Origin of the sequence: Thalassovita mangrovi, assembly GCF_009857745.1 — a bacterium.
In the GTDB taxonomy this organism is placed as follows: domain Bacteria; phylum Pseudomonadota; class Alphaproteobacteria; order Rhodobacterales; family Rhodobacteraceae; genus Thalassobius; species Thalassobius mangrovi.
In genome coordinates this window covers 12,945-34,133 of sequence record NZ_WWEN01000002.1, presented here as the reverse complement: position 1 = coordinate 34,133, position 21,189 = coordinate 12,945, and the positions used below count along the sequence as shown (strand labels likewise).

The following is a 21,189-nucleotide window of genomic DNA, read 5'->3' as shown; positions in this document are numbered from 1 at the left end:
ATCGGTGATCAGCCCGGCCCGCAAAGAAAAACGCCCCGGCAGGACCGGGGCGTTTTCAATTCGACAGATGGGCAGCTCAGCGGTCTTCCACGTCCACGTAATCGCGGGCGGTTTCGCCCAGGTACAGCTGACGCGGACGGCCGATCTTGTTCTGAGGATCGGCGATCATTTCCTTCCACTGGCTGACCCAGCCGACGGTGCGCGACAGCGCGAAGATCGGGGTGAACATCGAGGTCGGGAAGCCCATCGCCTCGAGGATGATGCCCGAGTAGAAATCGACGTTCGGGAACAGCTTCTTCTCTTTGAAGTAGGGATCGTTCAGCGCGATCTGTTCCAGTTCCTTGGCGACCTGCAGCAGCGGGTTGTCTTCGACACCCAGCAGTTCCAGAACCTCGTCCGCCGATTGCTTCATCACGGTCGCGCGCGGGTCCATGTTCTTGTAGACGCGGTGACCGAAGCCCATCAGACGGAACGGATCGTTCTTGTCCTTGGCGCGTTCGATGAATTCGGGGATGCGGTCGGGGGTGCCGATTTCGCGCAGCATTTCCAGGCAGGCCTGGTTGGCGCCGCCATGGGCCGGACCCCACAGGCAGGCGATGCCGGCGGCGATACAGGCGAACGGGTTGGCGCCCGAGCTTGATGCCAGACGCACGGTCGAGGTCGACGCGTTCTGTTCGTGATCGGCATGCAGGGTGAAGATCCGGTCCATCGCGCGGCTCAGGATCGGGTTCACGTGGTATTCCTCGGCCGGCACGCTGAAGCACATGTGCAGGAAGTTCGCCGCGTAATCCAGATCGTTGCGCGGATACACGAAGGGCTGACCGATCGAATACTTATAGGCCATCGCGGCGATGGTCGGCATCTTGGCGATCAGCCGGTGCGACGCGATTTCGCGCTGCTGCGGGTCCGACACGTCGGTGGAATCGTGATAGAAGGCCGCCATCGCGCCGACCACGCCGACCATGACCGCCATCGGATGCGCGTCGCGGCGGAAGCCACGGAAGAAATTGTGCATCTGTTCGTGGATCATGGTGTGGCGGGTGATGGTGGTTTCGAACTTTTCCAGTTCCGCCGCCGAGGGCAGTTCACCGTACAGCAGCAGGTAGCACACTTCGAGGAAGTGCGATTTGCCCGCCAGCTGGTCGATCGGGTAGCCGCGATGCAGCAGCACGCCTTCGTCGCCGTCGATGAAGGTGATGGTGCTGTCGCAGGACGCGGTCGAGGTGAAGCCGGGGTCGTAGGTGAACACGTGGCCCTGGGAGTAAAGCTTGCGGATGTCGATGACATCGGGGCCCGCGGTCGGGGTGAACATGGGCAATTCAAGCGTCTTGCCGTCAAAACTCAGCGTTGCGGTTTTGGTGGTTTCGGTCATTGTATTCCCTTCATCACGAGGCCTCTGTGCCGGGTGGCACGGGCGTTTATGTTCTTTTTACGCAGGCAGGGCAGGGCGCCCCTCAGCCTGCGGCGTCGGTCAGCCGGGCGATCGTTTCCTCCCGCCCGAGGACCAGCATCATGTCGAAAACGCTCGGCGTCGCCGCGCGGCCCGCCAGTGCCGCCCGCAAAGGGCCGGCCAGCTTGCCGAACTTCATGTCCCGCGCTTCCGCGAACTGGTTGGCAACGCCTTCCAGATCATCCCGCGACCAGCTAGCATTTTGCAAATGCGGCGTCAATTCCATCAGTATACTACGGGATACATCGTCCAGGTTCTTGGCCGCTTTCTCGTCCGGCTGTATCGGCCGGTCGGCCAGGGCAAATTCAGCCTTTTCAATCAGTTGCGGGAAAGTTTTGGCGCCGGTTTTCAGGCAGTACATCGCCTTACGTAGAACTACGACCTTGTCGTCGCTCAGCGCCGGTTCACCGGTCGCGGCAAGGAAGGCCTGAAGCTCATGCAGCAGCGCAGCATCGTCCGAAGCCGCGATGTGCTGACCGCTGAGGTTTTCCAGTTTCTTGAAGTCGAACCGGGCCGGGGATTTGCCGATTCCGCCCAGGTCGAACCATTCCTTCGCCTGGTCGTCGGTGAAGAATTCGTCGTCGCCATGGCTCCAGCCCAGGCGGGCCAGGTAATTGCGCATCCCCGCCGCCGGGTAGCCCATTTTCTGGTATTCGTCGACGCCAAGCGCGCCGTGGCGTTTGCTGAGCTTCTTGCCGTCCGGCCCGTGGATCAGCGGGATATGCGCCCAGACCGGCACGTCCCAGCCCATCGCGTCATAGATCATCATCTGGCGCGCGGCATTGTTCAGGTGGTCATCCCCCCGGATCACATGGGTCACGCCCATATCATGGTCATCGACGACAACGGCCAGCATGTAGACCGGGGTGCCATCGGAACGTAACAGCACCATGTCGTCGAGCTGATCGTTGCGGATCGTCACGTCGCCCTGCACCTGATCGCGGATCACCGTTTCGCCGCCCTGCGGCGCCTTGATCCGCACCACATAGGGCGCGTCGGGATGGGTTTCCGGGGCGGCGTCGCGCCACGGGCTGCGGTAGAGGGTCGATTTGCCCTCGGCCCGGGCGGCATCGCGGAAGGCCTGGATTTCGTCCTGGGTGGCGAAGCATTTATACGCTTTGCCCTCGGCCAGCAGTTGCTGCGCCACCTCGGTATGGCGGGCTGCGTTTTCGAACTGGCTGATCACGTCGCCGTCATGGTCCAGCCCCAGCCAGTCGAGCCCCTTCAGGATCGCCTCGGTCGCTTCGGGGGTGGACCGTTCGCGGTCGGTGTCTTCGATCCGCAGCAGGAACTTGCCGCCGCGACCGCGGGCATAGAGCCAGTTGAACAGCGCGGTGCGCGCGCCGCCGATATGAAGGAAGCCGGTGGGCGAGGGGGCGAAGCGGGTCACGACTTGTGAGGACATCTGGATTTAACCTTTCGATAACCAATGCGGGGTTAGCGTTTCCGCCTGTCTATCCACCTGCCGATGCAAGGACAAGACTTGGCACTCTTCGCGCGGATCGCAATGGCGCTTGTGGCGCAGCGGGGGGCGCTGTTCCCCTGGGTTCCGGTGGCCCTCGGGGCCGGGATCGGCGGGTATTTCTGCTGGTCGGTGGAACCGTCGCTGGGGCTGCAGGCCGGGATCGGCGCGCTGGCGCTTGTGGCTGGCGGGCTGGCGCTGTGGGCAGGGCCAGCGGTGTCGCCGCTGTTCTGGGCGCTGACGCTGATCGCCAGCGGCGAGGTGTTGGCGGCGGGGCGGGCGCATTGGGTGGCGGCGCCCGTTTTGCAATACCGTTATTACGGCCCGGTTCAGGGCCGGGTGATCGCCATCGACCGCTCGGGCAGCGACGCGGTGCGGCTGACGCTGGACCGGGTGGTGCTGGACGATCATGCGCGCGATGAGACCCCGGCGCGGATTCGGGTGTCCCTGCATGGCGATCAGCACTGGCACAGCCCCGGTGCGGGCGAGGTGGTGATCCTGACCGCGCATCTGTCGCCGCCCTCAGGCCCTGCCGAACCGGGGGGCTTCGATTTTCAGCGCCACGCCTGGTTTCAGCGCATCGGCGGGGTGGGCTATACCCGCACGCCGGTGCTGCTTCTGGAACCGCGCCGGTCCGGTCTGCCACTGGTGGCGGCGCGTTTGGCCCTGTCGGCGCGGGTGCAGGCGGCGTTGCCGGGCGAAACCGGGGCCTTCGCCGCGGCGCTGATGACCGGTGACCGCTCCGGCATCGGGCAGGATGTGCTGCGCGATCTGCGCCGGGCCAACCTGGCGCATCTGCTGGCGATTTCTGGGCTGCACATGGGGCTGGTGGCGGGGTTCGTCTTTGCCTCGATCCGCGTGTTGCTGGCGCTGGTGCCTGCGATCGGGCTGCGGGTTCCGGCCAAGAAGATCGCGGCGCTTGCCGCCCTGACGGTGGCGGCGGGATACCTGGCGCTGTCGGGCGGCAACGTGGCGACCGAACGGGCCTTCGTCATGGTGGCGGTGGTGCTGCTGGCGGTGGTGTTCGACCGCCGGGCGCTGTCGCTGCGCGCGGTGGCGGTGGCGGCTATCGTGGTGCTGCTACTCAGGCCCGAAAGCCTGCTCAGCCCCGGATTCCAGATGTCTTTTGCCGCCACCACCGCGCTGGTCTTCGTGTTCGGGCGGTTGCGCGATGCCGGCTGGATGGCGGGGCGCGGCTTCTGGCGGCCGGTGCTGGCGGTTTGCCTGTCCTCGGCGGTGGCGGGGGCGGCCACCGCGCCCTTCGCGGCGGCGCATTTCAACCAGATCGCGGTCCTGGGCCTGCCCGCCAACCTGTTGTCGGTGCCGCTGATGGGCGTTCTGGTGATGCCGGCGGCGGTGCTGGCGGCGCTCCTGATGCCGCTCGGGGCCGAGGCGCCGGTGCTGTGGCTGATGGGGCTGGGGTTGGATTGGATCCTGGGCGTGGCGCATGTTGTGGCGGCGCGCGACGATGCGGTGCGGATGGTGATCAGCCCCGATTGGGTCGTGTTGCCGGTCTTTGCGTCTGGGGCGCTTCTGCTGATCCTGTGGCGCGGGCGGTTCAACTGGGCTGGGCTTGCCCCGGTGGCTCTGGCGCTGCTGCTCTGGGCGCGAACCGACCGGCCCGATCTGCTGATCGCGGAAAACGGTGCGCTGGCCGGGGTGATGACCGACAAGGGCAGGGCGCTGAGCAAGGAAAAAGGATCAAGCTTCGTCGCCGAAATCTGGTTGGAAAACGATGGCGACCCGGCGCAGCAACCCATCGCCGCCACCCGCTGGCCGGACGCGACGCCGGTGCAGGCCCTGTCGGGCAAACGCGCCGCCGAAAGCGCCGGTTGCGGCCCGGATATCTGGCTGGTCAGCAGTGAAGTGATCGACAAGGAGCTGCCCTGCCGCGTCTTCGATCCCGCCAAGCTGCGCGGCACCGGCGCGGTGGCGGTCTATTTCGGGGGGGACGGGGGGAAGGAGAAAGCGCCCAGGATCGTCACCGCCCGCCAACTGGCGGGCGACAGGCCCTGGACCTCCTACAAGTCTCAGTAGGTGCGGATCAGGCCGACCAGGCGGCCCTGCACCTTGACCTTGTCGGCGGGCAGGACGCGGGTTTCATAGGCCGGGTTGGCGGCTTCCAGCGCGATGCTGGCGCCGTTGCGGCGGAAGGTTTTCAGCGTCGCTTCGTGATCTTCGACCAGCGCCACAACGATGTCGCCGTCCTTCGCGGTGCTGGTTTCGCGGATCACCACCACGTCGCCGTCATTGATGCCCGCGTTGATCATCGAATCGCCTTTGACCTCCAGCGCGTAATGTTCGCCCTGGCTGGACAGCATCGACCCGGGCACCGCCACGTGATGCGACGCGTGGCTGATCGCCTCGATCGGGACACCGGCGGCGATCCGGCCCATCACCGGCAGTTCCATCGCATGCACCGCCTCGACCGGGATCGCGTCGCGCGGGGTGGTGTCGGGGCGGCCGCCGTCGATCACCTTGGGGGTGAAGCCGCTGTCGCTCATCATGCTGTCGGGCAGTTTGACGATTTCGATCGCGCGGGCCCGATGCGCCAGGCGACGGATGAAGCCGCGTTCTTCCAGCGCGGTGATCAGCCGGTGAATGCCGGATTTGGAGCGCAGGTTCAGCGCCTCCTTCATTTCGTCGAAGGATGGCGGCACGCCATCGCGCTGCATCCGCTTATGGATGAATTGCAGCAGATCGAGCTGTTTTTTCGTCAGCATGAACGCCCCTCCGGCATGATCGGTTTGGGTTTGTTCTATACTTGTTCTCGTTTTGTGTCAACGCCCGAGGGGCGGATGGATCAGATCGGGATATACTCGATCATATGCCCAGCCGGCTGCGCCGGATCGCGCACCGGGCGGATCAACAGCGCGTTGGCCGCGCTCAGCACCGACAGGAGCGAGCTGTCCTGGCTGGGCAAGGGCGTCAGCAACCCATCCTGCAGGATCGCGCGCATGTAATGTTCGCGAGGCCCGTTGGCGGCGACATCCACCGCCAGTTCCGCCTGCATCCGCTGCGGCGCGCGCGCGGGCAGGCCCAGCATCGCCTCGACCACCGGGGCGGCGAACAGCGTGCCGCAGACCATGGCCGAAACCGGGTTGCCCGGCAGGCCGATCATCATCGCGTCACCCAAGCGCCCGGCCATCAGCGGTTTTCCCGGCCGCATCGCCACCTTGTAGAAGGACCGTTCCAGCCCCATATCCGCCGCCACCCGCGCCACCAGGTCGTGATCGCCGACCGAGGCGCCGCCGATGGTGATCACCAGATCGGCGCCCTCGGCCAAGTCCAGCGCGGTCTTCAGCGACTCTGGGGTATCCTGCGCGATGGGCAGGATGCGGGTTTCGGCCCCGGCGCGATCCAGCATCGCCTTCAGCCCGAAAGTGTTCGACGCAATGATCTGATCCGGCCCGGGCGTTTCGCCGGGCATCACCAATTCGTTGCCGGTGGAAATCAGCGCCACCACGGGTTTGCGCGTCACCGGCACCTCGGCGATGTTCATCGCCGCCAGCAGCGCGATATCGGCCGGGCCCAGCCGTTTCGGCGCGGCGAAGCGGTGGCCGGTTTTGAAATCGCCGCCAGCGGGGCGGATGTTATGGCTGTCGCCGGTATCGCCGGTGATGATGATGGTGTCGCCCTCGCGGGTGACGTCTTCCTGCAGCACGACGAAATCGGCGCCTTCGGGCACCGGCGCACCGGTGAAGATACGCGCGGCCTGTCCCGGCCCCACCGTTCCGGCAAAGCCCGCGCCGGCGGCGGATTCGCCGATCACCTCGAAGCTGGCGCCCTTGGCCAGCTCACCGGCGCGCAGCGCATAGCCGTCCATCGCCGAGGCGGCGAAGGGCGGCTGCGTGCGCTTGGCGGTGACGTCCCGGGCCAGCACCCGGCCCACGGCCTGCACCAGCGGCACGGTTTCATGCTCCAGCGGATTGACCAGGCCGAACAGCAGCGATTGGGCTTCGGTGACGGAAATCATGACGCTTCGTACCGTCCGGATTTGCCGCCATCCTTAAGCGTCACGCGGATGCCGCCGATTTCCATGGCCTTATCGACCGCCTTGATCATGTCATAGACGGTCAAAGCGGCGGTGCTGACGGCGGTCAGCGCTTCCATCTCCACGCCCGTTTGACCGGTGGTTTTCACCGTCGCCTCGATCTGCACGCCGGGCAGGTCGGGGTCGAGGGTCAGGTCGACCGACACCTTGGTGACGGGCAGGGGGTGGCACAAAGGGATCAGGTCGGGGGTCTTCTTGGCCCCCATGATCCCCGCCAGCCGCGCCACGCCCAGGACGTCGCCCTTCTTGGCCCGGCCTTCGGAAATCATCGCGAAGGTGTCCTGCGCCATCCGCACCCAGCCGGCGGCGGTGGCGATGCGCGAGGTTACGGCCTTGTCCGACACGTCGACCATATGGGCGTCGCCCTTGGCGTCGAAATGGGTCAGTTCAGCCATGATCACATCCCCGACGCGGTCAAAGGATGGGCCAGCAGCGCGCGGGTGGCGGTTTCCACATCGTCGTTGCGCATCAGGCTTTCGCCGATCAGGAAGCAGCGCGCGCCATAGCGCGCCATCTCGGCCAGGTCCTCGGGCGTGTTGAGCCCGCTTTCGGACACCAGCGTGCGGTCGGCGGGGACGTGTTTCGACAGGGCGCGGGTGGTGTCGAGAGAGGTTTCGAAGGTCTTCAGGTTGCGGTTGTTGATACCGATCAGCGGCGATTTCAGCAGCGTGGCGCGGTCCAGTTCGGCGGCGTCATGCACCTCGATCAGCGCGTCCATGCCCCAGCCGAACGCGGCCTCTTCCAGTTCTTGCGCCTGCGCGTCGCTGACAGAGGCCATGATGATCAGGATGCAATCGGCGCCCAAGGCGCGGGCCTCGGCCACCTGGTAGGTGTCGTACATGAAATCCTTGCGCAGAACCGGCAGCGACACGGCTTCGCGCGCGGCGACCAGGTATTCCTTGGCGCCCTGGAAAGACGGCGTATCGGTCAGCACCGACAGGCAGGTCGCGCCACCGGCCTCATAGGCCTGCGCCAGTTCCGGCGGGTTGAAATCTTCGCGGATCAGGCCCTTGGACGGGCTGGCCTTCTTGATTTCGGCGATCAGGCCATAGCCGGTGCGGCTGGCCTTCTGCAGCGCCTCGGCGAAGGGGCGCACGGGGCTGGCCGCGCGGGCCTCGGCCTCGACCGCTTCGAGCGGCTTGGCTTGCTTGTCGGCGGCCACTTCTTCCAGCTTGTAAGCCTTGATCTTGTCGAGAACCGTTCCGGTCATGCTGCCTCCGATTACTTTGCCCAGTCGATTTCGGGCTCGCCTTGGTTCTTAAGCCATGAATTGACCGCTGAAAATGGGTGCGAGCCGAAAAATCCGCGCGACGCCGACAGCGGCGAGGGATGTGCCGATTTGACAATCAGATGATCGCCGGGCCGGATATGTTTCGCCAGCGCCTGCGCGGGCTTGCCCCAGAGGATGTAGGCGGTGGGCTTTTCCGAGGTCCTTTCCAGCACCTGATGCGCCAGTGCCTGCCAGCCCAGCCCCTTATGGCCATGCGCCTCGCCCGCGGGCACGCTGAGCACGGTGTTGAGCAGCAACACGCCCTGCCGCGCCCAGCCGCGCAGATCGCCGCTGTCGCGCGTCACGCCCAGATCGGCCTGCAATTCCTTGTAGATATTGCGCAGGGACCGGGGCAGGGGCGCGACGTCCGGTTCCACCGAAAAAGCCAGCCCGTGGGCATGGCCCGGCGTCGGGTACGGGTCCTGCCCCAGGATCACCACCCGGGTGCTTTCCGGCGGCGTCAGGTCCAGCGCCGCGAAGCGTTGCGCGGCGGGGGGCAGGATTTGGCGGTCGTCTGCGGCCAGCGCCGCGTCGATCCGGGGCCAGTCGCTGCGGAAGAACTCCAGATCGCGCCAGGCCCCAATATCGGGCAGCCCTGTCACTTCGCCGCCGAGGTGATGCGGGCCAGCGCCTCCAGCTTGGCCTTGGCGGCGCCGCTGTCGATGCTTTCGCGCGCCAGCGCCACGCCGTCCTTCAGGTCCTCGACCTTGCCCGCCACGTGAATGGCGGCGGCGGCGTTCAGCAGCACCGCGTCGCGATAGGCCGATTGGTGACCGTCCAGCAGCGCGCGGAAGGCGGCGGCGTTTTCTTCCGGCTCACCGCCGACGATGGCGTCGAAGGAATGCACCGGCAGGCCGAAATCGTCCGGGTGGACTTCCTTGTCCACCACCGACCCGTCTTCTTCCAGCGCCGCGACCCAGCTCTTGCCGGTGATGGTCAGCTCATCGGTGCCGTCCGACCCATGCACCAGCCATGCCTTTTCGCTGCCCAGCGTACCCAGGGTTTCGGCCATCGGCCGGATCAGGTCGCGCGAAAACGCGCCGGTCAGCTGGCGCTTGACGCCTGCCGGGTTGGTCAGCGGTCCGAGGATGTTGAAGATCGTGCGCGTGCCCAGCTCGGTCCGCGCCGGGCCGACATGGGCCATCGCCGGATGGTGCATCGGCGCCATCATGAAGGCGATGCCGATCTCATCGAGCGCCTTTTGCACCACGGCGGGGCCGACCATCACGTTGATGCCCATCTGGGTCTGCACATCCGCGGTGCCCGATTTCGAACTCAGGTTGCGGTTGCCGTGCTTGGCCACAGGCACGCCTGCGCCCGCCACCACGAAGGCGGTGGCGGTGGAAATGTTCAGCGTGTGCTTGCCGTCGCCGCCGGTGCCGACGATGTCGATGGCGCCCTCGGGCGCCTTCACCTTGTGGCACTTGGCGATCATCACGGCGGCGGCGGCGGCGTATTCCTCGACCGTTTCGCCGCGGGTGCGCAGCGCCATCAGCAGCCCGCCGATCTGCGCCGGGGTCGCTTCGCCCTCGAACAGGATGGTGAAGGCCGCTTCCGCCTCGGCCCGTGTCAATGGGCGTTCGGCCGCAGCCCCGATCAGCGGTTTCAGAGCTTCGCTCATGCCGGCACCTTCATTTCATTGAGGAAATTCTGCAGCAGCTTATGCCCGTGCTGCGAGGCGATGGATTCGGGATGGAACTGCACCCCGTGGATTGGCAGCTCGCGATGCTGCAGCCCCATGATGGTGCCGTCTTCCAGCCATGCGGTGACCTCCAGGCAGTCGGGCAGGCTCTCGCGCTCCACCACCAGCGAATGATAGCGGGTCGCCTCGAACGGGCTGGGCAGCCCCTTGAAGACGCCCTTGTCGCTGTGATGGATCAGCCCCATCTTGCCGTGCACGATTTCATGACAGCGCACCACCTTGCCGCCGAAGGCCTGGCCGATGGTCTGATGGCCCAGGCAGACGCCCAGAAGCGGCGTCTTGGTTTCCGCCGCCGCCAATGTCAGGTCCAGGCAGATCCCCGCCTGGTCCGGATCGCAGGGCCCCGGCGACAGCAGGATGCCCGCGGGCTTCATCGCCATCGCTTGCTGCACGTCGATCGCATCGTTGCGCCAGACCTCGATATCCGCACCCAATTCGCCCAGGTAATGGACGAGGTTATAGGTGAAACTGTCGTAATTATCGATCAGCAGCAGCATCTGGACACTCTTTGCAATTCGGGGGCTTTCGGCCCATCTTCGTCGCGCTATACTTGTTCAGGCTTGCGCCGGAGCGTCAAGGGGGGCAAACCGCGCAGGATACGAGACACAGAAGCTTGAGGGGGCAGACCTTGGCCAAAGGAGCACTGGGCGGATTTCTAGTCGGGGCAGCGGTGTCGGCGATGACGGCGGGCGTGGTGTCGCTTGCCACCATGCGACAGGCGCCGCAGCCGGAAACGGTCGAGGTGACGCCGACCCCCGGCAGCGGGTTTGACGGCGTGCGCGAAGACCGCGCTGCCGAGCTGCCGGGTGACAGCGCGCCGGTGGAAACCGCGACAGAGGCACCCCGCGCCGAGGAACCGCAGCCCGACAGCGACAATGCCATCGCCGTCGACACCGCCCCCGCAGGACAGCCCGAGGCGGAAAGCGCCGAGGCCACGCTGACGCCGCCCGCCGAAGGGTCCGAGAGTATCGAGGCGCCGATGGCGACCGCGGGCGAAGACGCGCCCATCGCCACCGTTCCCGCCGAGGCGCCCGCGATGCCCGCGCCGGAAACCGAACCGGAAGCGGTGCCCGCGCTGGTGCAGCCGCCCGCGCCGGAAGAACCCGAACTCGCCGCGCTGCCCGAGGAAGAGGCCGAACCGGAACTGCGGGTGGCCGAAACCCCGGCGGAGCCCGCCGCCGAGCCCGAAACGCCCGCCACCGAGGCCACCGATACCGCGCCGATGGCCGAGACCGATGAGGGCCGCGTTCCGGCGGAAATCGTCGCGCTCGACCCCGACACGCCGGTATCGCGCCCGAAACTGCCGACCGTCGGCGGTGACAGCACCACGCCGCGCATCGGCACCCCGGCCAGCCGCCTGACCGAAAGCGACACCGCCGAGGAGGCGGAAACGCCCGCCGAGGCGGAGGTGGTCAGCCTCGACCCCGCCGCGCCCCTGTCGCCGCTCGACGCCAATTCCGAACCGTTCGACAATGCCGAGGATAAGCCGCTGATGGCGATCATCCTGATCGATCGCGGCGACAGCAAGATCGGTTACGACGCGCTGGCCAGCTTCCCCTATCCGCTGACCTTCGCGGTCGACGCCACCAGCACGGACGGCCAGGCGGCGATGAAACGCTATCGCGACGCCGGGTTTGAGGTTCTGGCGCTGACCGATATCCCGGCGGGCGCCACCGCGGGCGATACCGAAATGCTGCTGCGCGCGGGCCTGCGCGAATTGCCCGATGTTGTCGGCGTGATGGAAGGCGACGCGACCGGCCTGCAGACCGACCGCGCGGTGTCCGACCAGGCGGCGGCGCTTTTGGCGGAAACCGGGCATGGTCTGGTGCTGTTCCCCAAGGGGCTCAACACGGCGCAGAAACTGGCCGTGAAGGAAGGCGTGCCCGCCGTCACCGTGTTCCGCGATTTCGACGGCAACGGGCAGAAGGCCCCGGTGATCCGCCGCTTCCTCGATCAGGCCGCCTTCAAGGCGCGCCAGCAGGAAGACGGGGTGATCATGGTGGGCCGGCTGCGCGCCGAAACCATCTCGGCGCTGCTGCTGTGGGGCTTGCAGGATCGCGCCGCGCAGGTGGCGCTGGCGCCGGTTTCGGCAGTGCTGAAGGCGGCGCGGGACTAAGCGTCGCGCCACTGGCCGGGTTTCAGCCCCTCAAGGCTCCAATCGCCGATCCGAACCCGGATCAGCCGCAGGGTGGGAAACCCCACCGCGGCTGCCATCCGCCGCACCTGGCGGTTGCGCCCCTCGCTGATGGTCAGCGACAGCCAGCTGTCGGGCACCGATTTGCGAAAGCGCACCGGCGGATTGCGCGGCCAGATATCGGGCGGGTCCAGCCGCTCGGCCTTGGCCCGCCGGGTCATCCCGTCCTTCAGCTCAACCCCGCGGCGCAGCTGTTCCAGCGCCTCGTCGCTCACCGTACCTTCGACCTGCACCCAGTAGGTCTTTTCCATCTTGTTCTTCGGGTTGGAAATCCGCGCCTGCAACCGGCCATTGTCGGTCAGCACCATCAGCCCCTCGCTGTCGCGGTCCAGCCGCCCGGCCGGATAGACCTTGGGCACGTCGATATAATCCGACAGGGTCGCGCGCTTGGTCCCTTCGGTCCCCTTGTCGGTGAATTGCGACAGCACGTCGAAGGGCTTGTTGAACAGGATCACCCGCGTCATCGTAAACCCTCTTTTTCTTGGTCCAAACACCTCGGGGGAGTCGTTGAAAATACAAGGATTTTCAACGGCGGGGGCAACGCCCCCAACCCGGCCTGATCACGCGTTGCCGTCGCGGGTGAACCGCGCCGCATCCGCCGCCGCGCGGCGGATCGCGTTGGATTTATGCACCGTTTCCATGTACTCGGCTTCCGGATCGCTGTCATAGACCACGCCGCCACCGGCCTGGATGTAAAGCTTGCGATCCTTCACGATGGCGGTCCTGAGCGCAATGCACATGTCCATGTCGCCGCCCGCGCTGAAATAGCCCAGACCGCCACCATAGACGCCGCGCTTTTCCGGTTCCAGCTCGTCGATGATCTCCATCGCGCGCACCTTGGGGGCGCCGGAAACCGTGCCCGCGGGCATGCCAGCGAAGAAGGCCGACAGCGCGTCCTGATCCTCGGCCAGCTCACCCACCACGTTGGACACGATATGCATCACGTGGGAATAGCGTTCGATGATGAATTTCTCGGTCGGATGCACGGTGCCGATCTTGGCCACCCGGCCGACATCGTTGCGGCCCAGGTCCAGCAGCATCAGGTGTTCCGCCAGTTCCTTCTGGTCGGCCAGCAGATCGGCCTCCAGCGCCTTGTCCTCTTCCGGCGTCGCGCCGCGCGGTCGGGTGCCCGCGATCGGGCGGATGGTGACCTGGCGGTCGAAGACCCGCACCAGGATCTCGGGGCTGGCGCCCACCACCTGGAAACCGCCGAAGTTGAAATAGAACATGAAGGGCGACGGATTGGTGCGCCGCAGCGAGCGGTAGAGGGCAAACGGCGGCAGCGGGAAATCCTGCGTCCAGCGCTGGCTCGGCACCACCTGGAAGATGTCGCCGGCACGGATATATTCCTTGGCCTTCTCCACCGCTTCCATATAGCCGGACTTGGTGAAATTCGATTGCGGCGGGGCGGATTCTTCGGCCTCGCCCAGGTCGCGGGCCTGCTGCGGCAGGGCGCGTTCCATGTCGCGCACCGCGTCCATCACCCGTTCGGCGGCCTGCGCATAGGCGGCGCGGGCCGATTGCCCGTCGCTGGCCCAGGCGGGCGACACCACGGTCACGTCACCCTTGACCCCGTCCAGCACCGCCACCACCGAGGGCCGCAGCATCACCGCGTCGGGCAGGCCCAGCGGGTCGGGGTTCACGTCGGGCAGGTGTTCCACCAGGCGGATCGTGTCATAGCCCAGATAGCCGAACAGCCCGGCCGAAGCGGCGGGCAGGTCGGCGGGCAGGTCGATGCGGCTTTCGGCGATCAGCGCGCGCAGATTGGCCAGCGGATCGCCGTCCTGATCCTCGAAGGCAGTCGCGTCGAACCGCGCGGCGCGGTTGATGCGGCTTTGCTCGCCATGGCACTGCCAGATCACGTCGGGCTTCATGCCGATGATCGAATAGCGGCCGCGGATTTCGCCCCCCGTGACCGATTCCAGCATGAAGGCGTCTTTCTGCGCGCCACTCAGCTTCAGCATCAGCGAAACCGGCGTGTCCAGGTCGGCGGCCAGGCGGGTATAGACGATCTGGTTCTCGCCCGCCTCATAGGCGCGGGCGAAATCGTCGTAAGAGGGGATCAGTTCCACTTCGGCGGTCCTTCACTCAGCGGAAATTGGCGTGGACCGCGTTAATCGCGGTCTGGTCCAGCGCGATGCCGGCCTCGTTCTGGATCGCGCGGGCGTAAGCGGCATAGAGATCCTGGGTGATCCCGGCCTCGGCCTGCTGGGTCAGCATATCGCGGAAGCTGCCGATTTCGGGATTGGCGTTGTCCGGGCCCTGCACCTTGTCCAGCCGCACGATCGCCACGCTGTCGGCGGCGCTGATCACGCTCATGTCGCCGGGGGCCATGCCGAAGACGGTTTCAAGGAACCCTTCGCCGGTATCGGGGATGAACTGATCGCGGGTGATGTCGGTTTCCACCTGCGCGGTGAGCCCAAGCGCGGCCATGTCTTCGCCCGCCACCAGCTTTTCGATCAGCGCCTGCGCCTGTGCGGCCAGCGCCTTGGTGGTGGCCTCTACTTCCCATCCTGCGATCACCGCGTCGCGCACGGTGGCCAGGTCCTGCAGCTCGGCGGGGATTTCCTGTTCCAGCCGCAGCGCCACGATGCCGCCGTCGTCGAGATAGATCACTTCGGGGTAATCGCCGTCCTGCACCTTGGCGGCGGCCTCCTGGAACGCTTCATAGGCGGCGATGGGATCGGTCGCGTCTTGGTGCCAGTCGATGCTGGCGATTTTCATGCCGGTTTCCGATTGCAGTTCCTCCAGCGTCGCGCCGCCGGCCAGCAGGTCGTCGACGGTTTCGGCGACGGTTTCGATCTTGCGCCGCGCGGCGTCCGAGGCCAGTTCGGCATGCAGCTCATCGCGCACGTCGTCCAGCGAACGGGTCTGGCCGGGCAGCACGCCGTTGACGCGGAACAGAGCCGGGCCCAGACCGGTGTCGAACGGGCCCACAACGTCGTTGACCCCGGCGTTGAACACCGCGCCACCGGCTGCGTCCAGATCAGCCTTGCTGACATCGCCCATGTCGATGTCCTGCAGTTCCAGACCGCGATCGGCGACCAGGGTTTCGAAATCCTTCTCGCCGTTTTCCAGCGCCAGCTTGGCGGCTTCGGCGGCGGTGGCGTCGGGATAGACCAGACGTTCGACCAGGCGCCGTTCGGGGGTGTTGAATTCCTCGCCGCGGCTTTCGTAAAGCGCGACGATGCGGTCTTCCTCGACCGGGATATCGGCGACCAGATCGTCGGGGGACAGCCAGGCATAGGTGATCCGCTTCATCGCCGGGGTGGTGAAGTCGGCGGCGTTGGCCGCGTGATAGGCGGCCAGCTCTTCCTCGGTCGGTTCGGGCAGGGCGGTGGTCAGGTCATCCGCGCTCAGCCGCGCCCAGGTGAAATTGCGCCGCTCGGCGGCATAGGCCACCAGCGTTTCGGCATAGGAGGACGGCATCGAAGCGCCGCTGATCACCGCGCTTTGCAGGATCGACCGGACGCTGTCGGCGCGCAGGGATTCTTCGAACTTCGCCTCGGTGAAACCGGCCTGGTCGAGCGCGAATTTGTAGCTTTCGCGGTCGAACCCGTTCGGCCCCTGGAAGGCGTCGATCTCGAAGATCTGCTTGCTGAGGTTTTCGTCGCCGATCGACAGGCCGATCTTCTGCGCTTCATTGTCCAGCGCGGCCTGGCCGATCAGACGGCCCAACACGTTGCCGTCGATGCCGAAGGCTTTGACTTGGTCGAAGGTCAGCGACTGGCCGGTCTGCGCCTCGACCGCGCGGATGTCTTCCTGCAGGGCGCGGGCGTAATCGTCGACCGCGATATCGACATCGCCGACGCTGCCGACGCTGCGGATATTGCCCGACAGGTTGCTGACGCCAAACCCGCCAAGACCCAGGATCAGAAGCCCCATCAGGCCCCACATGAATGATTTCGAGGTAACACCGCTCGCCATGCTAATCCCTTACGCCTTGGTCGTTGAAGTCCGTTCGCCCGTGTTTAGGACGAGACCCGATTGGGCACAAGGGCAGACAGGGCCGGGCGCAGGCCGGACAGACGCTCGTAGAGCTGCCCGATCCCGGCCCGGTCGACATTGGCGAACGCGATGCGCAGGGTGCGGTCGCCGCCGGGATCGTCATCGGGCATGAACATCGCGCCGGGCAGGGCCAGCACGCCCACCGCCTGCACCATGTCCTGCGCCAGCTGCACCGACGGGCGCTGGAACGGGTGTTCGAGATAGGCGAAATAGGCGCCCGCGCCCAACAGTTTCCAGCCCTGATCGGCCAGCGCCGGGAAGCCTTCGACGATGGCGGCGCGGCGGTCGAGGATTTCGTCGCGTTCGCCCGCCAGCCACTGGCCGAGGTTCTGCATCCCCCACAGCGCCGCCCGCTGGGCCAGCTGGTTGGGGCAGATGGTGACCGTGTCGATGAATTTTTCCACCTGCTTGAGCCGGGTGGAGGAGGCGACCATCGCGCCGACCCGGTGCCCGGTCAGCCGGTAGGCCTTGGAAAAGGAATAGAGCTGGATCACCGTGTCGTCCCAATCGGGATCGGCGAACAAGTCATGCGGCGCGCCGCTGGCGGAATGGAAATCGCGATAGGTTTCGTCGATCACCAGCGAGATGCCGGCCTCGCGGGCGATGTCGCGGAAGGCGGCGATCAGCTCGACCGGGTATTCCACCCCACCGGGATTGTTCGGCGTGACCAGAACGATGGCGCGGGTGCGCTCGGTGACAAGCGCCTTGGCGAGGTCGGGATCGGGCAGCAGCCCCGACCCGGTGGGCAGCGCGACCGCCTTCACCCCGGTCATGTCGAGCCACATTTTGTGATTGAAATACCAAGGGGTTGGCAGGATGACTTCATCCCCTTCACCGGTCAGCGACATCATCGCGGCACAGAATGCGTGGTTGCAGCCCGAGGTGATGCAGACCTGATCCGACGCGATTTCGCCGCCATAGAGCGCGGAAAACTGCGACGCGACTTCGTTGCGCAACTCGGGCATGCCCAGCACGGGGCCGTAAAGATGCGCGCCGGGATCGTGCAGCGCGGCTTCGGCAATCGCCCGGCGCAGCCCTTCGGGCGGCAGATCGACCGGCGCGGCCTGGCTGACATCGATCAGCGGTCGGTCTGCCGGGAAGCTGACCCCGCTGATCCAGCCCTTGGCCTGCACAACGGGGGACGCGAAAGTCGTTGAGGTGCGGATCATGGCGATATCCCTGTCTTTTGTTTTCGGGCGAGGATAGCCGCCGCCGCGACCGGCACAAGCGGGATATGCGCCGCGGTCGCAGTTTGCCGCCCCGGCCGCCGGGCGGCGCCCGGTCCTGCCGCTTTTGCAGGCCGCTTGATGGGGCGGATTGATGCGACTTAGGGGTATTTTTACCGCTATGCGGGAAATTTCAGGGCGAAACGGGGCCGTACGGTTGATCGCGGCGCAACGATCGCGCAGAGTCGCAAGCGAAGCAGTTCAATCGGAAAACACCGATCCAAGACAGAATGTTGGCGACAGCGACGACATCCATCCCACAAGCCCGGCCACGTCATGGCGGGCTCGATATCATCCGGCTGGTCCTGGCCTGCCTGGTGGTGCTGGCGCATGCCTCCTTCTTCCTGACCATCGGGCCCGAGGTGAATTTCGTCTTCCTCAATGGCGTGGCGCGGATCATCGTGCCGTTCTTCTTCGTGATGAGCGGCTATTTCTTCGAAGCGCAGACGCGCGACGGCATCTGGCCCTGGGCGCGCAGGGTGCTGAGCTTCTACCTGATCTGGACCTTAGTTTATCTGCCGATCATCTTGATATACGAGGACTTTTCGCCTTTGCGCCTCGGTTTCTACGCGCTGTTCGGCTATGCGCATCTGTGGTTCCTGCCGGCGCTTCTGGGGGGCGGGTTGATTTTCCACCTGCTGCGGAATATCGGCAACCGGCGGCTGATCGTGCTGGCGGTGCTGCTGGTCGCCGCCGCTGTCGCGCTGCAATATTACGAAGACGTGACCTATGACATGGCGCATCTGGCGCTCCGGCGGGTGCATGAGGCGGAAAGCCGGAATTTCCTGTTCATGGGGTTTCCCTTCGTCGCGATCGGCGTGGTGATCCGCCGTACCGGTTTCGCCGAAGGGCAAATCGGGCCGCGCGACTGGGGCCTGTTGGCTCTGGCGCTGGCCGCGATGGCGGTGGAGGTCGGGTTCAATTTCCGCTTCATGCCGCCGGATGGGATTTACGAGGTGATTTTTTCCGCGCTGCTGGTCGCGCCGATGCTGTTCCGCTTCGCCAAGCGGCTGCCGTTGCAGATGCAGGGGCGGGCGGTGCGCGACCTGTCCTCGGCGATCTATTTTTCGCACCTGCTGCTGCTGATCCCGCTGCGGGAACATTTCCACCCGCCCTTTGGCGCGCTTGCGGGGCTGACGCTGGCGCTGACCTTCGCGCTGGCGCCGCTGCTGCTGATGCTCAATCGCAGGATTCCGTTGTTCTGAAGCGAAACGCTTAGTCGCCGTTCCGGCCGCGCAGCCGCCGGTATTCCCGCAGCGTCAGCCAGATGATCACCAGATCCAGCAGAGTCAGCACGATCATCATCGGCGCATGGGTCAGCACATAGCGATGGATCTGATAGGCGATGAAGCCCATGAACATCACGACGGAGGCCGGGTAGGCCCACCGCACCTGCCGCCACAACAGCAACACCAGCACCAGTTTCAAAACACCGTGGCTGGCCATGTAGGCGGCATAGAAATGGGTGGTTTCGATGGACAGTTTCTGCGCCATCGTCAGCAGGGTGTTGGCGACCCAGTCCTTGGGATCCTCGGCCAGTTCGGCCCGGGTCAGCCAGCCGGTGAAACGCCCGATCCCGCCGCCCGGCACCAGATAAAGTCCGATGCCGGCCAGAAGTTCCGTCACCGCCTCCAGCGCCTTCAAGGCGAGCGTCGTCTCAAAGGCGGCGTGCAGCAGGCCTTCTGGACGGGAGAACGGGCGTTTCATCGGCCTGTCTTAGTCGGTGCCCCGGTAGGGTTCGACATATTGCAGCGCCATATCCCAGGGGAAGAAGATCCAGGTATCCTGGCTGACCCCGGTGATGAACGTGTCCACCATCGGTTCGCCCTTGGGCTTGGCATAGACGGTGGCGAAATGCGCCTGCGGGTACATTTCACGCACCAGTTCCAGCGTCTTGCCGCTGTCGACCAGGTCGTCGATGATCAGGATGCCGGTGCCGTCGCCCATCAGTTCGGGGTCGGGGCGGTTCAGGATCTGCGCCACGCCCTGATCCTGGTGGCTGTAGGATTTCACGCTGATCGTGTCGACGGTGCGGATATCCAGTTCGCGCGCGATGATCATCGCGGGCGCCATGCCGCCGCGGGTGATCGCCACGATGGCGCGCCAGCCGCCGTCATCCGGGCCGCGCCCGTCCAGCCGCCAGGCCAGGGCCCGGCTGTCGCGGTGGATCTGATCCCAGCTGATATGGAAGCCCTTTTCATGGGGCAGGCGGTGAGTCTCGCTCATCGATCAATCCTTCCGGCCGGTGACGACGTCGATATCCGGCGCGTCGACGGCCTTCATGCCGACCACGTGATACCCGGCATCCACATGCAGGGTTTCACCTGTGGTGCCCGAACCCAGGTCGGACAGCAGGTAGAGCGCCGATTTGCCGACATCCTCGATGGTCACGTTGCGGCGCAGCGGCGAATTCAGCTCGTTCCATTTCAGGATATAGCGGAAATCGCCGATGCCGCTGGCGGCCAGGGTCTTGATCGGGCCGGCGGAGATCGCGTTGACGCGAATGCCGTCCTTGCCCAGGTCTTCGGCCAGGTACATCACCGATGCTTCCAGCGCCGCCTTGGCCACGCCCATCACGTTGTAATGCGGCATCACCTGTTCGGCGCCATAATAGGTCAGGGTCAGGGCGCTGGCGCCGTCTTCCATCAGTTTTTCCGCCCGCTGCATCACGGCGGTGAAGGAATAGACCGAGATATCCATGGTCATCATGAAATTGTCGCGGCTGGTTTCGACATAGCGGCCGCGCAATTCGTTCTTGTCGGAAAAACCGATCGCGTGAACCAGGAAGTCGATCTTGCCCCATTTCGCTTCGATTTCGGCGAAAGCGGCGTCGATCGAGGCAGGATCGGACACGTCGCAATCGATCAGCGTATCGACGCCCAGCTGTTCGGCCAGCGGCACGACCCGTTTGCGGAAAGCGTCCCCCATATAGGTGAAGGCCATTTCGGCTCCTGCATCTGCACAGGCCTTGGCGATCCCCCAGGCGATCGACTTGTCATTTGCAAGCCCCATGATCACGCCGCGTTTTCCCGCCATCAATTGGTTTGACATTGCGTATTCTCCGACCAAATGTTTGCGTTAAATCCCTTTAGGGGATCGTCTGTCGTGCATCAAGAGCCGCTTGACCCGATGAATGGCAGACCGGAAATCATTCGGGCGGCTCTGGAAGGGCAGAAATGAGCGACAGAACAGGCATTTTCGCAGGCGACGACCCGTTTGAAATCGCGCGGCGCTGGCTGGCGGAAGCGGAAGAAAGCGAAATCAACGATCCCAATGCCATCGCGCTGTCGACCGTCGATGAAGACGGCTTGCCCAATGTACGCATGGTGCTGCTGAAGGAAATCGAAGACAGTGCCTTCGTGTTCTACACCAATTACGAAAGCAAGAAGGGCCGGGAACTGGACCAGGCCGGCAAGGCGGCCTTCGTGATGCATTGGAAAAGCCTGCGCCGCCAGATCCGGGTGCGTGGCACGATCAGCCGCGAAGAAGGGCCGCAGGCGGATGCATATTACAAGTCGCGCTCGCTCAAAAGCCGGCTCGGCGCCTGGGCGTCGCAGCAATCGCGGCCGCTGGCATCGCGCGCGGCGCTGATGGCGGAAGTCGCCAAGGTCACGGCCAAGCATGGGCCAAATCCCGCCCGCCCATCCTTTTGGGGAGGTTACAGAATCGATCCGGTTGAGATTGAATTCTGGGCAGACGGTGCGTTCCGGCTCCATGACAGGTTTGTCTGGCGCCGCGAAAGTGCTGCAAAAAATTGGGTGGTGAGCCGCCTGAACCCATGATTTTCGCGTGACGTGAATTGCAAATAGTTGAAAAAATTTCA

At 65.3% G+C, this 21,189-nt stretch carries 20 protein-coding genes; 4 read left to right on the top strand and 16 right to left on the bottom strand.

Translation table 11 applies throughout. The features are described 5' to 3' along the window. Positions 1-76: 76 nt before the first annotated feature. A complete protein-coding gene (gene gltA, locus GR167_RS01925) occupies positions 77-1,372 on the bottom strand; it encodes a citrate synthase (protein ID WP_160971766.1) in 1,296 nt (431 codons plus the stop codon). A gap of 82 nt (positions 1,373-1,454) precedes the next feature. Further along, on the bottom strand, positions 1,455-2,855 hold the full coding sequence (gene gltX, locus GR167_RS01920) for a glutamate--tRNA ligase (RefSeq protein WP_160971765.1): 1,401 nt from the start codon (positions 2,853-2,855) through the stop codon (positions 1,455-1,457). Positions 2,856-2,933: 78 nt separating this feature from the next. On the opposite strand from gltX, the gene GR167_RS01915 reads away from it, so the two are divergent. Beyond that, entirely contained in the window at positions 2,934-4,949 is a 2,016-nt protein-coding gene (locus GR167_RS01915) for a ComEC/Rec2 family competence protein (protein WP_235915821.1), read from the top strand. Here GR167_RS01915 and lexA read toward each other — a convergent pair. The 7 genes from lexA to GR167_RS01880 form a co-directional block, all read right to left on the bottom strand. Further along, positions 4,943-5,635 carry a transcriptional repressor LexA gene (gene lexA, locus GR167_RS01910; RefSeq protein WP_160971763.1) on the bottom strand — a complete coding sequence of 231 codons (693 nt, stop codon included), beginning with the start codon at positions 5,633-5,635 and terminating at the stop codon, positions 4,943-4,945. The genes GR167_RS01915 and lexA overlap by 7 nt on opposite strands. Before the next feature lie 80 nt (positions 5,636-5,715). Then, on the bottom strand, positions 5,716-6,888 hold the full coding sequence (locus GR167_RS01905; RefSeq protein WP_160971762.1) for a molybdopterin molybdotransferase MoeA: 1,173 nt from the start codon (positions 6,886-6,888) through the stop codon (positions 5,716-5,718). After that, positions 6,885-7,361, bottom strand: coding sequence for a cyclic pyranopterin monophosphate synthase MoaC (gene moaC, locus GR167_RS01900; protein WP_160971761.1), 477 nt, complete (start codon positions 7,359-7,361; stop codon positions 6,885-6,887). Before moaC ends, GR167_RS01905 begins: the two co-directional genes overlap by 4 nt. Positions 7,362-7,363: 2 nt before the next feature. Beyond that, complete coding sequence (trpC, locus tag GR167_RS01895; RefSeq protein ID WP_160971760.1) at positions 7,364-8,176, bottom strand: indole-3-glycerol phosphate synthase TrpC; 813 nt, start codon at positions 8,174-8,176, stop codon at positions 7,364-7,366. A gap of 11 nt (positions 8,177-8,187) precedes the next feature. After that, positions 8,188-8,838, bottom strand: coding sequence for a uracil-DNA glycosylase (locus tag GR167_RS01890; RefSeq protein WP_160971759.1), 651 nt, complete (start codon positions 8,836-8,838; stop codon positions 8,188-8,190). Beyond that, entirely contained in the window at positions 8,835-9,857 is a 1,023-nt protein-coding gene (gene trpD / locus GR167_RS01885) for an anthranilate phosphoribosyltransferase (RefSeq protein WP_160971758.1), read from the bottom strand. Before trpD ends, GR167_RS01890 begins: the two co-directional genes overlap by 4 nt. Further along, positions 9,854-10,435 carry an anthranilate synthase component II gene (locus GR167_RS01880; protein ID WP_160971757.1) on the bottom strand — a complete coding sequence of 194 codons (582 nt, stop codon included), beginning with the start codon at positions 10,433-10,435 and terminating at the stop codon, positions 9,854-9,856. Before GR167_RS01880 ends, trpD begins: the two co-directional genes overlap by 4 nt. A 131-nt stretch (positions 10,436-10,566) precedes the next feature. On the opposite strand from GR167_RS01880, the gene GR167_RS01875 reads away from it, so the two are divergent. Then, on the top strand, positions 10,567-12,054 hold the full coding sequence (locus GR167_RS01875; protein WP_160971756.1) for a divergent polysaccharide deacetylase family protein: 1,488 nt from the start codon (positions 10,567-10,569) through the stop codon (positions 12,052-12,054). On the opposite strand, the gene GR167_RS01870 is transcribed toward GR167_RS01875, so the two are convergent. The 4 genes from GR167_RS01870 to GR167_RS01855 all read right to left on the bottom strand — a co-directional run bounded on the left by GR167_RS01870 (position 12,051) and on the right by GR167_RS01855 (position 17,309). Continuing rightward, a complete protein-coding gene (locus tag GR167_RS01870; RefSeq protein ID WP_160971755.1) occupies positions 12,051-12,596 on the bottom strand; it encodes a pseudouridine synthase in 546 nt (181 codons plus the stop codon). The two genes, GR167_RS01875 and GR167_RS01870, sit on opposite strands and share 4 nt — an antisense overlap. A gap of 96 nt (positions 12,597-12,692) precedes the next feature. Continuing rightward, a complete protein-coding gene (trpE, locus tag GR167_RS01865; RefSeq protein ID WP_160971754.1) occupies positions 12,693-14,204 on the bottom strand; it encodes an anthranilate synthase component I in 1,512 nt (503 codons plus the stop codon). A 16-nt stretch (positions 14,205-14,220) separates the two neighbouring features. Continuing rightward, positions 14,221-16,059 carry a peptidylprolyl isomerase gene (locus GR167_RS01860; protein ID WP_160971753.1) on the bottom strand — a complete coding sequence of 613 codons (1,839 nt, stop codon included), beginning with the start codon at positions 16,057-16,059 and terminating at the stop codon, positions 14,221-14,223. A 44-nt stretch (positions 16,060-16,103) separates the two neighbouring features. Then, positions 16,104-17,309 carry an aminotransferase gene (locus GR167_RS01855; protein ID WP_160971752.1) on the bottom strand — a complete coding sequence of 402 codons (1,206 nt, stop codon included), beginning with the start codon at positions 17,307-17,309 and terminating at the stop codon, positions 16,104-16,106. A 287-nt stretch (positions 17,310-17,596) separates the two neighbouring features. Here GR167_RS01855 and GR167_RS01850 point away from each other — a divergent pair, with 287 nt between their 5' ends. Continuing rightward, positions 17,597-18,571 (top strand): acyltransferase family protein, encoded by a 975-nt coding sequence (locus GR167_RS01850; protein WP_160971751.1) that lies wholly within the window; start codon positions 17,597-17,599, stop codon positions 18,569-18,571. Positions 18,572-18,581: 10 nt separating this feature from the next. Here the strand turns inward: GR167_RS01850 and GR167_RS01845 are convergent, their stop codons facing one another. From GR167_RS01845 to fabI, 3 genes are read right to left on the bottom strand one after another with little or no spacing between them, the layout of a single operon-like run. Beyond that, entirely contained in the window at positions 18,582-19,073 is a 492-nt protein-coding gene (locus GR167_RS01845; protein WP_160971750.1) for a DUF2127 domain-containing protein, read from the bottom strand. Positions 19,074-19,082: 9 nt separating this feature from the next. After that, on the bottom strand, positions 19,083-19,592 hold the full coding sequence (gpt, locus tag GR167_RS01840) for a xanthine phosphoribosyltransferase (RefSeq protein ID WP_160971749.1): 510 nt from the start codon (positions 19,590-19,592) through the stop codon (positions 19,083-19,085). Between the two features lie 3 nt (positions 19,593-19,595). Further along, on the bottom strand, positions 19,596-20,417 hold the full coding sequence (gene fabI, locus GR167_RS01835) for an enoyl-ACP reductase FabI (protein WP_160971748.1): 822 nt from the start codon (positions 20,415-20,417) through the stop codon (positions 19,596-19,598). 125 nt (positions 20,418-20,542) lie between these two features. On the opposite strand from fabI, the gene pdxH reads away from it, so the two are divergent. Continuing rightward, positions 20,543-21,148: a pyridoxamine 5'-phosphate oxidase gene (pdxH, locus tag GR167_RS01830; protein ID WP_160971747.1), complete on the top strand. Its 606-nt coding sequence runs from the start codon at positions 20,543-20,545 to the stop codon at positions 21,146-21,148. Positions 21,149-21,189: the final 41 nt, after the last annotated feature.

Coding starts and splice junctions, on each gene's coding strand:
- gltA (WP_160971766.1), bottom strand. CDS start 1,372: ATGACCGAAACCACCAAAACCGCAACGCTGAGTTTTGACGGCAAGACG.
- gltX (WP_160971765.1), bottom strand. CDS start 2,855: ATGTCCTCACAAGTCGTGACCCGCTTCGCCCCCTCGCCCACCGGCTTC.
- lexA (WP_160971763.1), bottom strand. CDS start 5,635: ATGCTGACGAAAAAACAGCTCGATCTGCTGCAATTCATCCATAAGCGG.
- GR167_RS01905 (WP_160971762.1), bottom strand. CDS start 6,888: ATGATTTCCGTCACCGAAGCCCAATCGCTGCTGTTCGGCCTGGTCAAT.
- moaC (WP_160971761.1), bottom strand. CDS start 7,361: ATGGCTGAACTGACCCATTTCGACGCCAAGGGCGACGCCCATATGGTC.
- trpC (WP_160971760.1), bottom strand. CDS start 8,176: ATGACCGGAACGGTTCTCGACAAGATCAAGGCTTACAAGCTGGAAGAA.
- trpD (WP_160971758.1), bottom strand. CDS start 9,857: ATGAGCGAAGCTCTGAAACCGCTGATCGGGGCTGCGGCCGAACGCCCA.
- GR167_RS01880 (WP_160971757.1), bottom strand. CDS start 10,435: ATGCTGCTGCTGATCGATAATTACGACAGTTTCACCTATAACCTCGTC.
- GR167_RS01870 (WP_160971755.1), bottom strand. CDS start 12,596: ATGACGCGGGTGATCCTGTTCAACAAGCCCTTCGACGTGCTGTCGCAA.
- GR167_RS01860 (WP_160971753.1), bottom strand. CDS start 16,059: ATGGCGAGCGGTGTTACCTCGAAATCATTCATGTGGGGCCTGATGGGG.
- GR167_RS01855 (WP_160971752.1), bottom strand. CDS start 17,309: ATGATCCGCACCTCAACGACTTTCGCGTCCCCCGTTGTGCAGGCCAAG.
- GR167_RS01850 (WP_160971751.1), top strand. CDS start 17,597: ATGTTGGCGACAGCGACGACATCCATCCCACAAGCCCGGCCACGTCAT.
- GR167_RS01845 (WP_160971750.1), bottom strand. CDS start 19,073: ATGAAACGCCCGTTCTCCCGTCCAGAAGGCCTGCTGCACGCCGCCTTT.
- gpt (WP_160971749.1), bottom strand. CDS start 19,592: ATGAGCGAGACTCACCGCCTGCCCCATGAAAAGGGCTTCCATATCAGC.
- fabI (WP_160971748.1), bottom strand. CDS start 20,417: ATGTCAAACCAATTGATGGCGGGAAAACGCGGCGTGATCATGGGGCTT.
- pdxH (WP_160971747.1), top strand. CDS start 20,543: ATGAGCGACAGAACAGGCATTTTCGCAGGCGACGACCCGTTTGAAATC.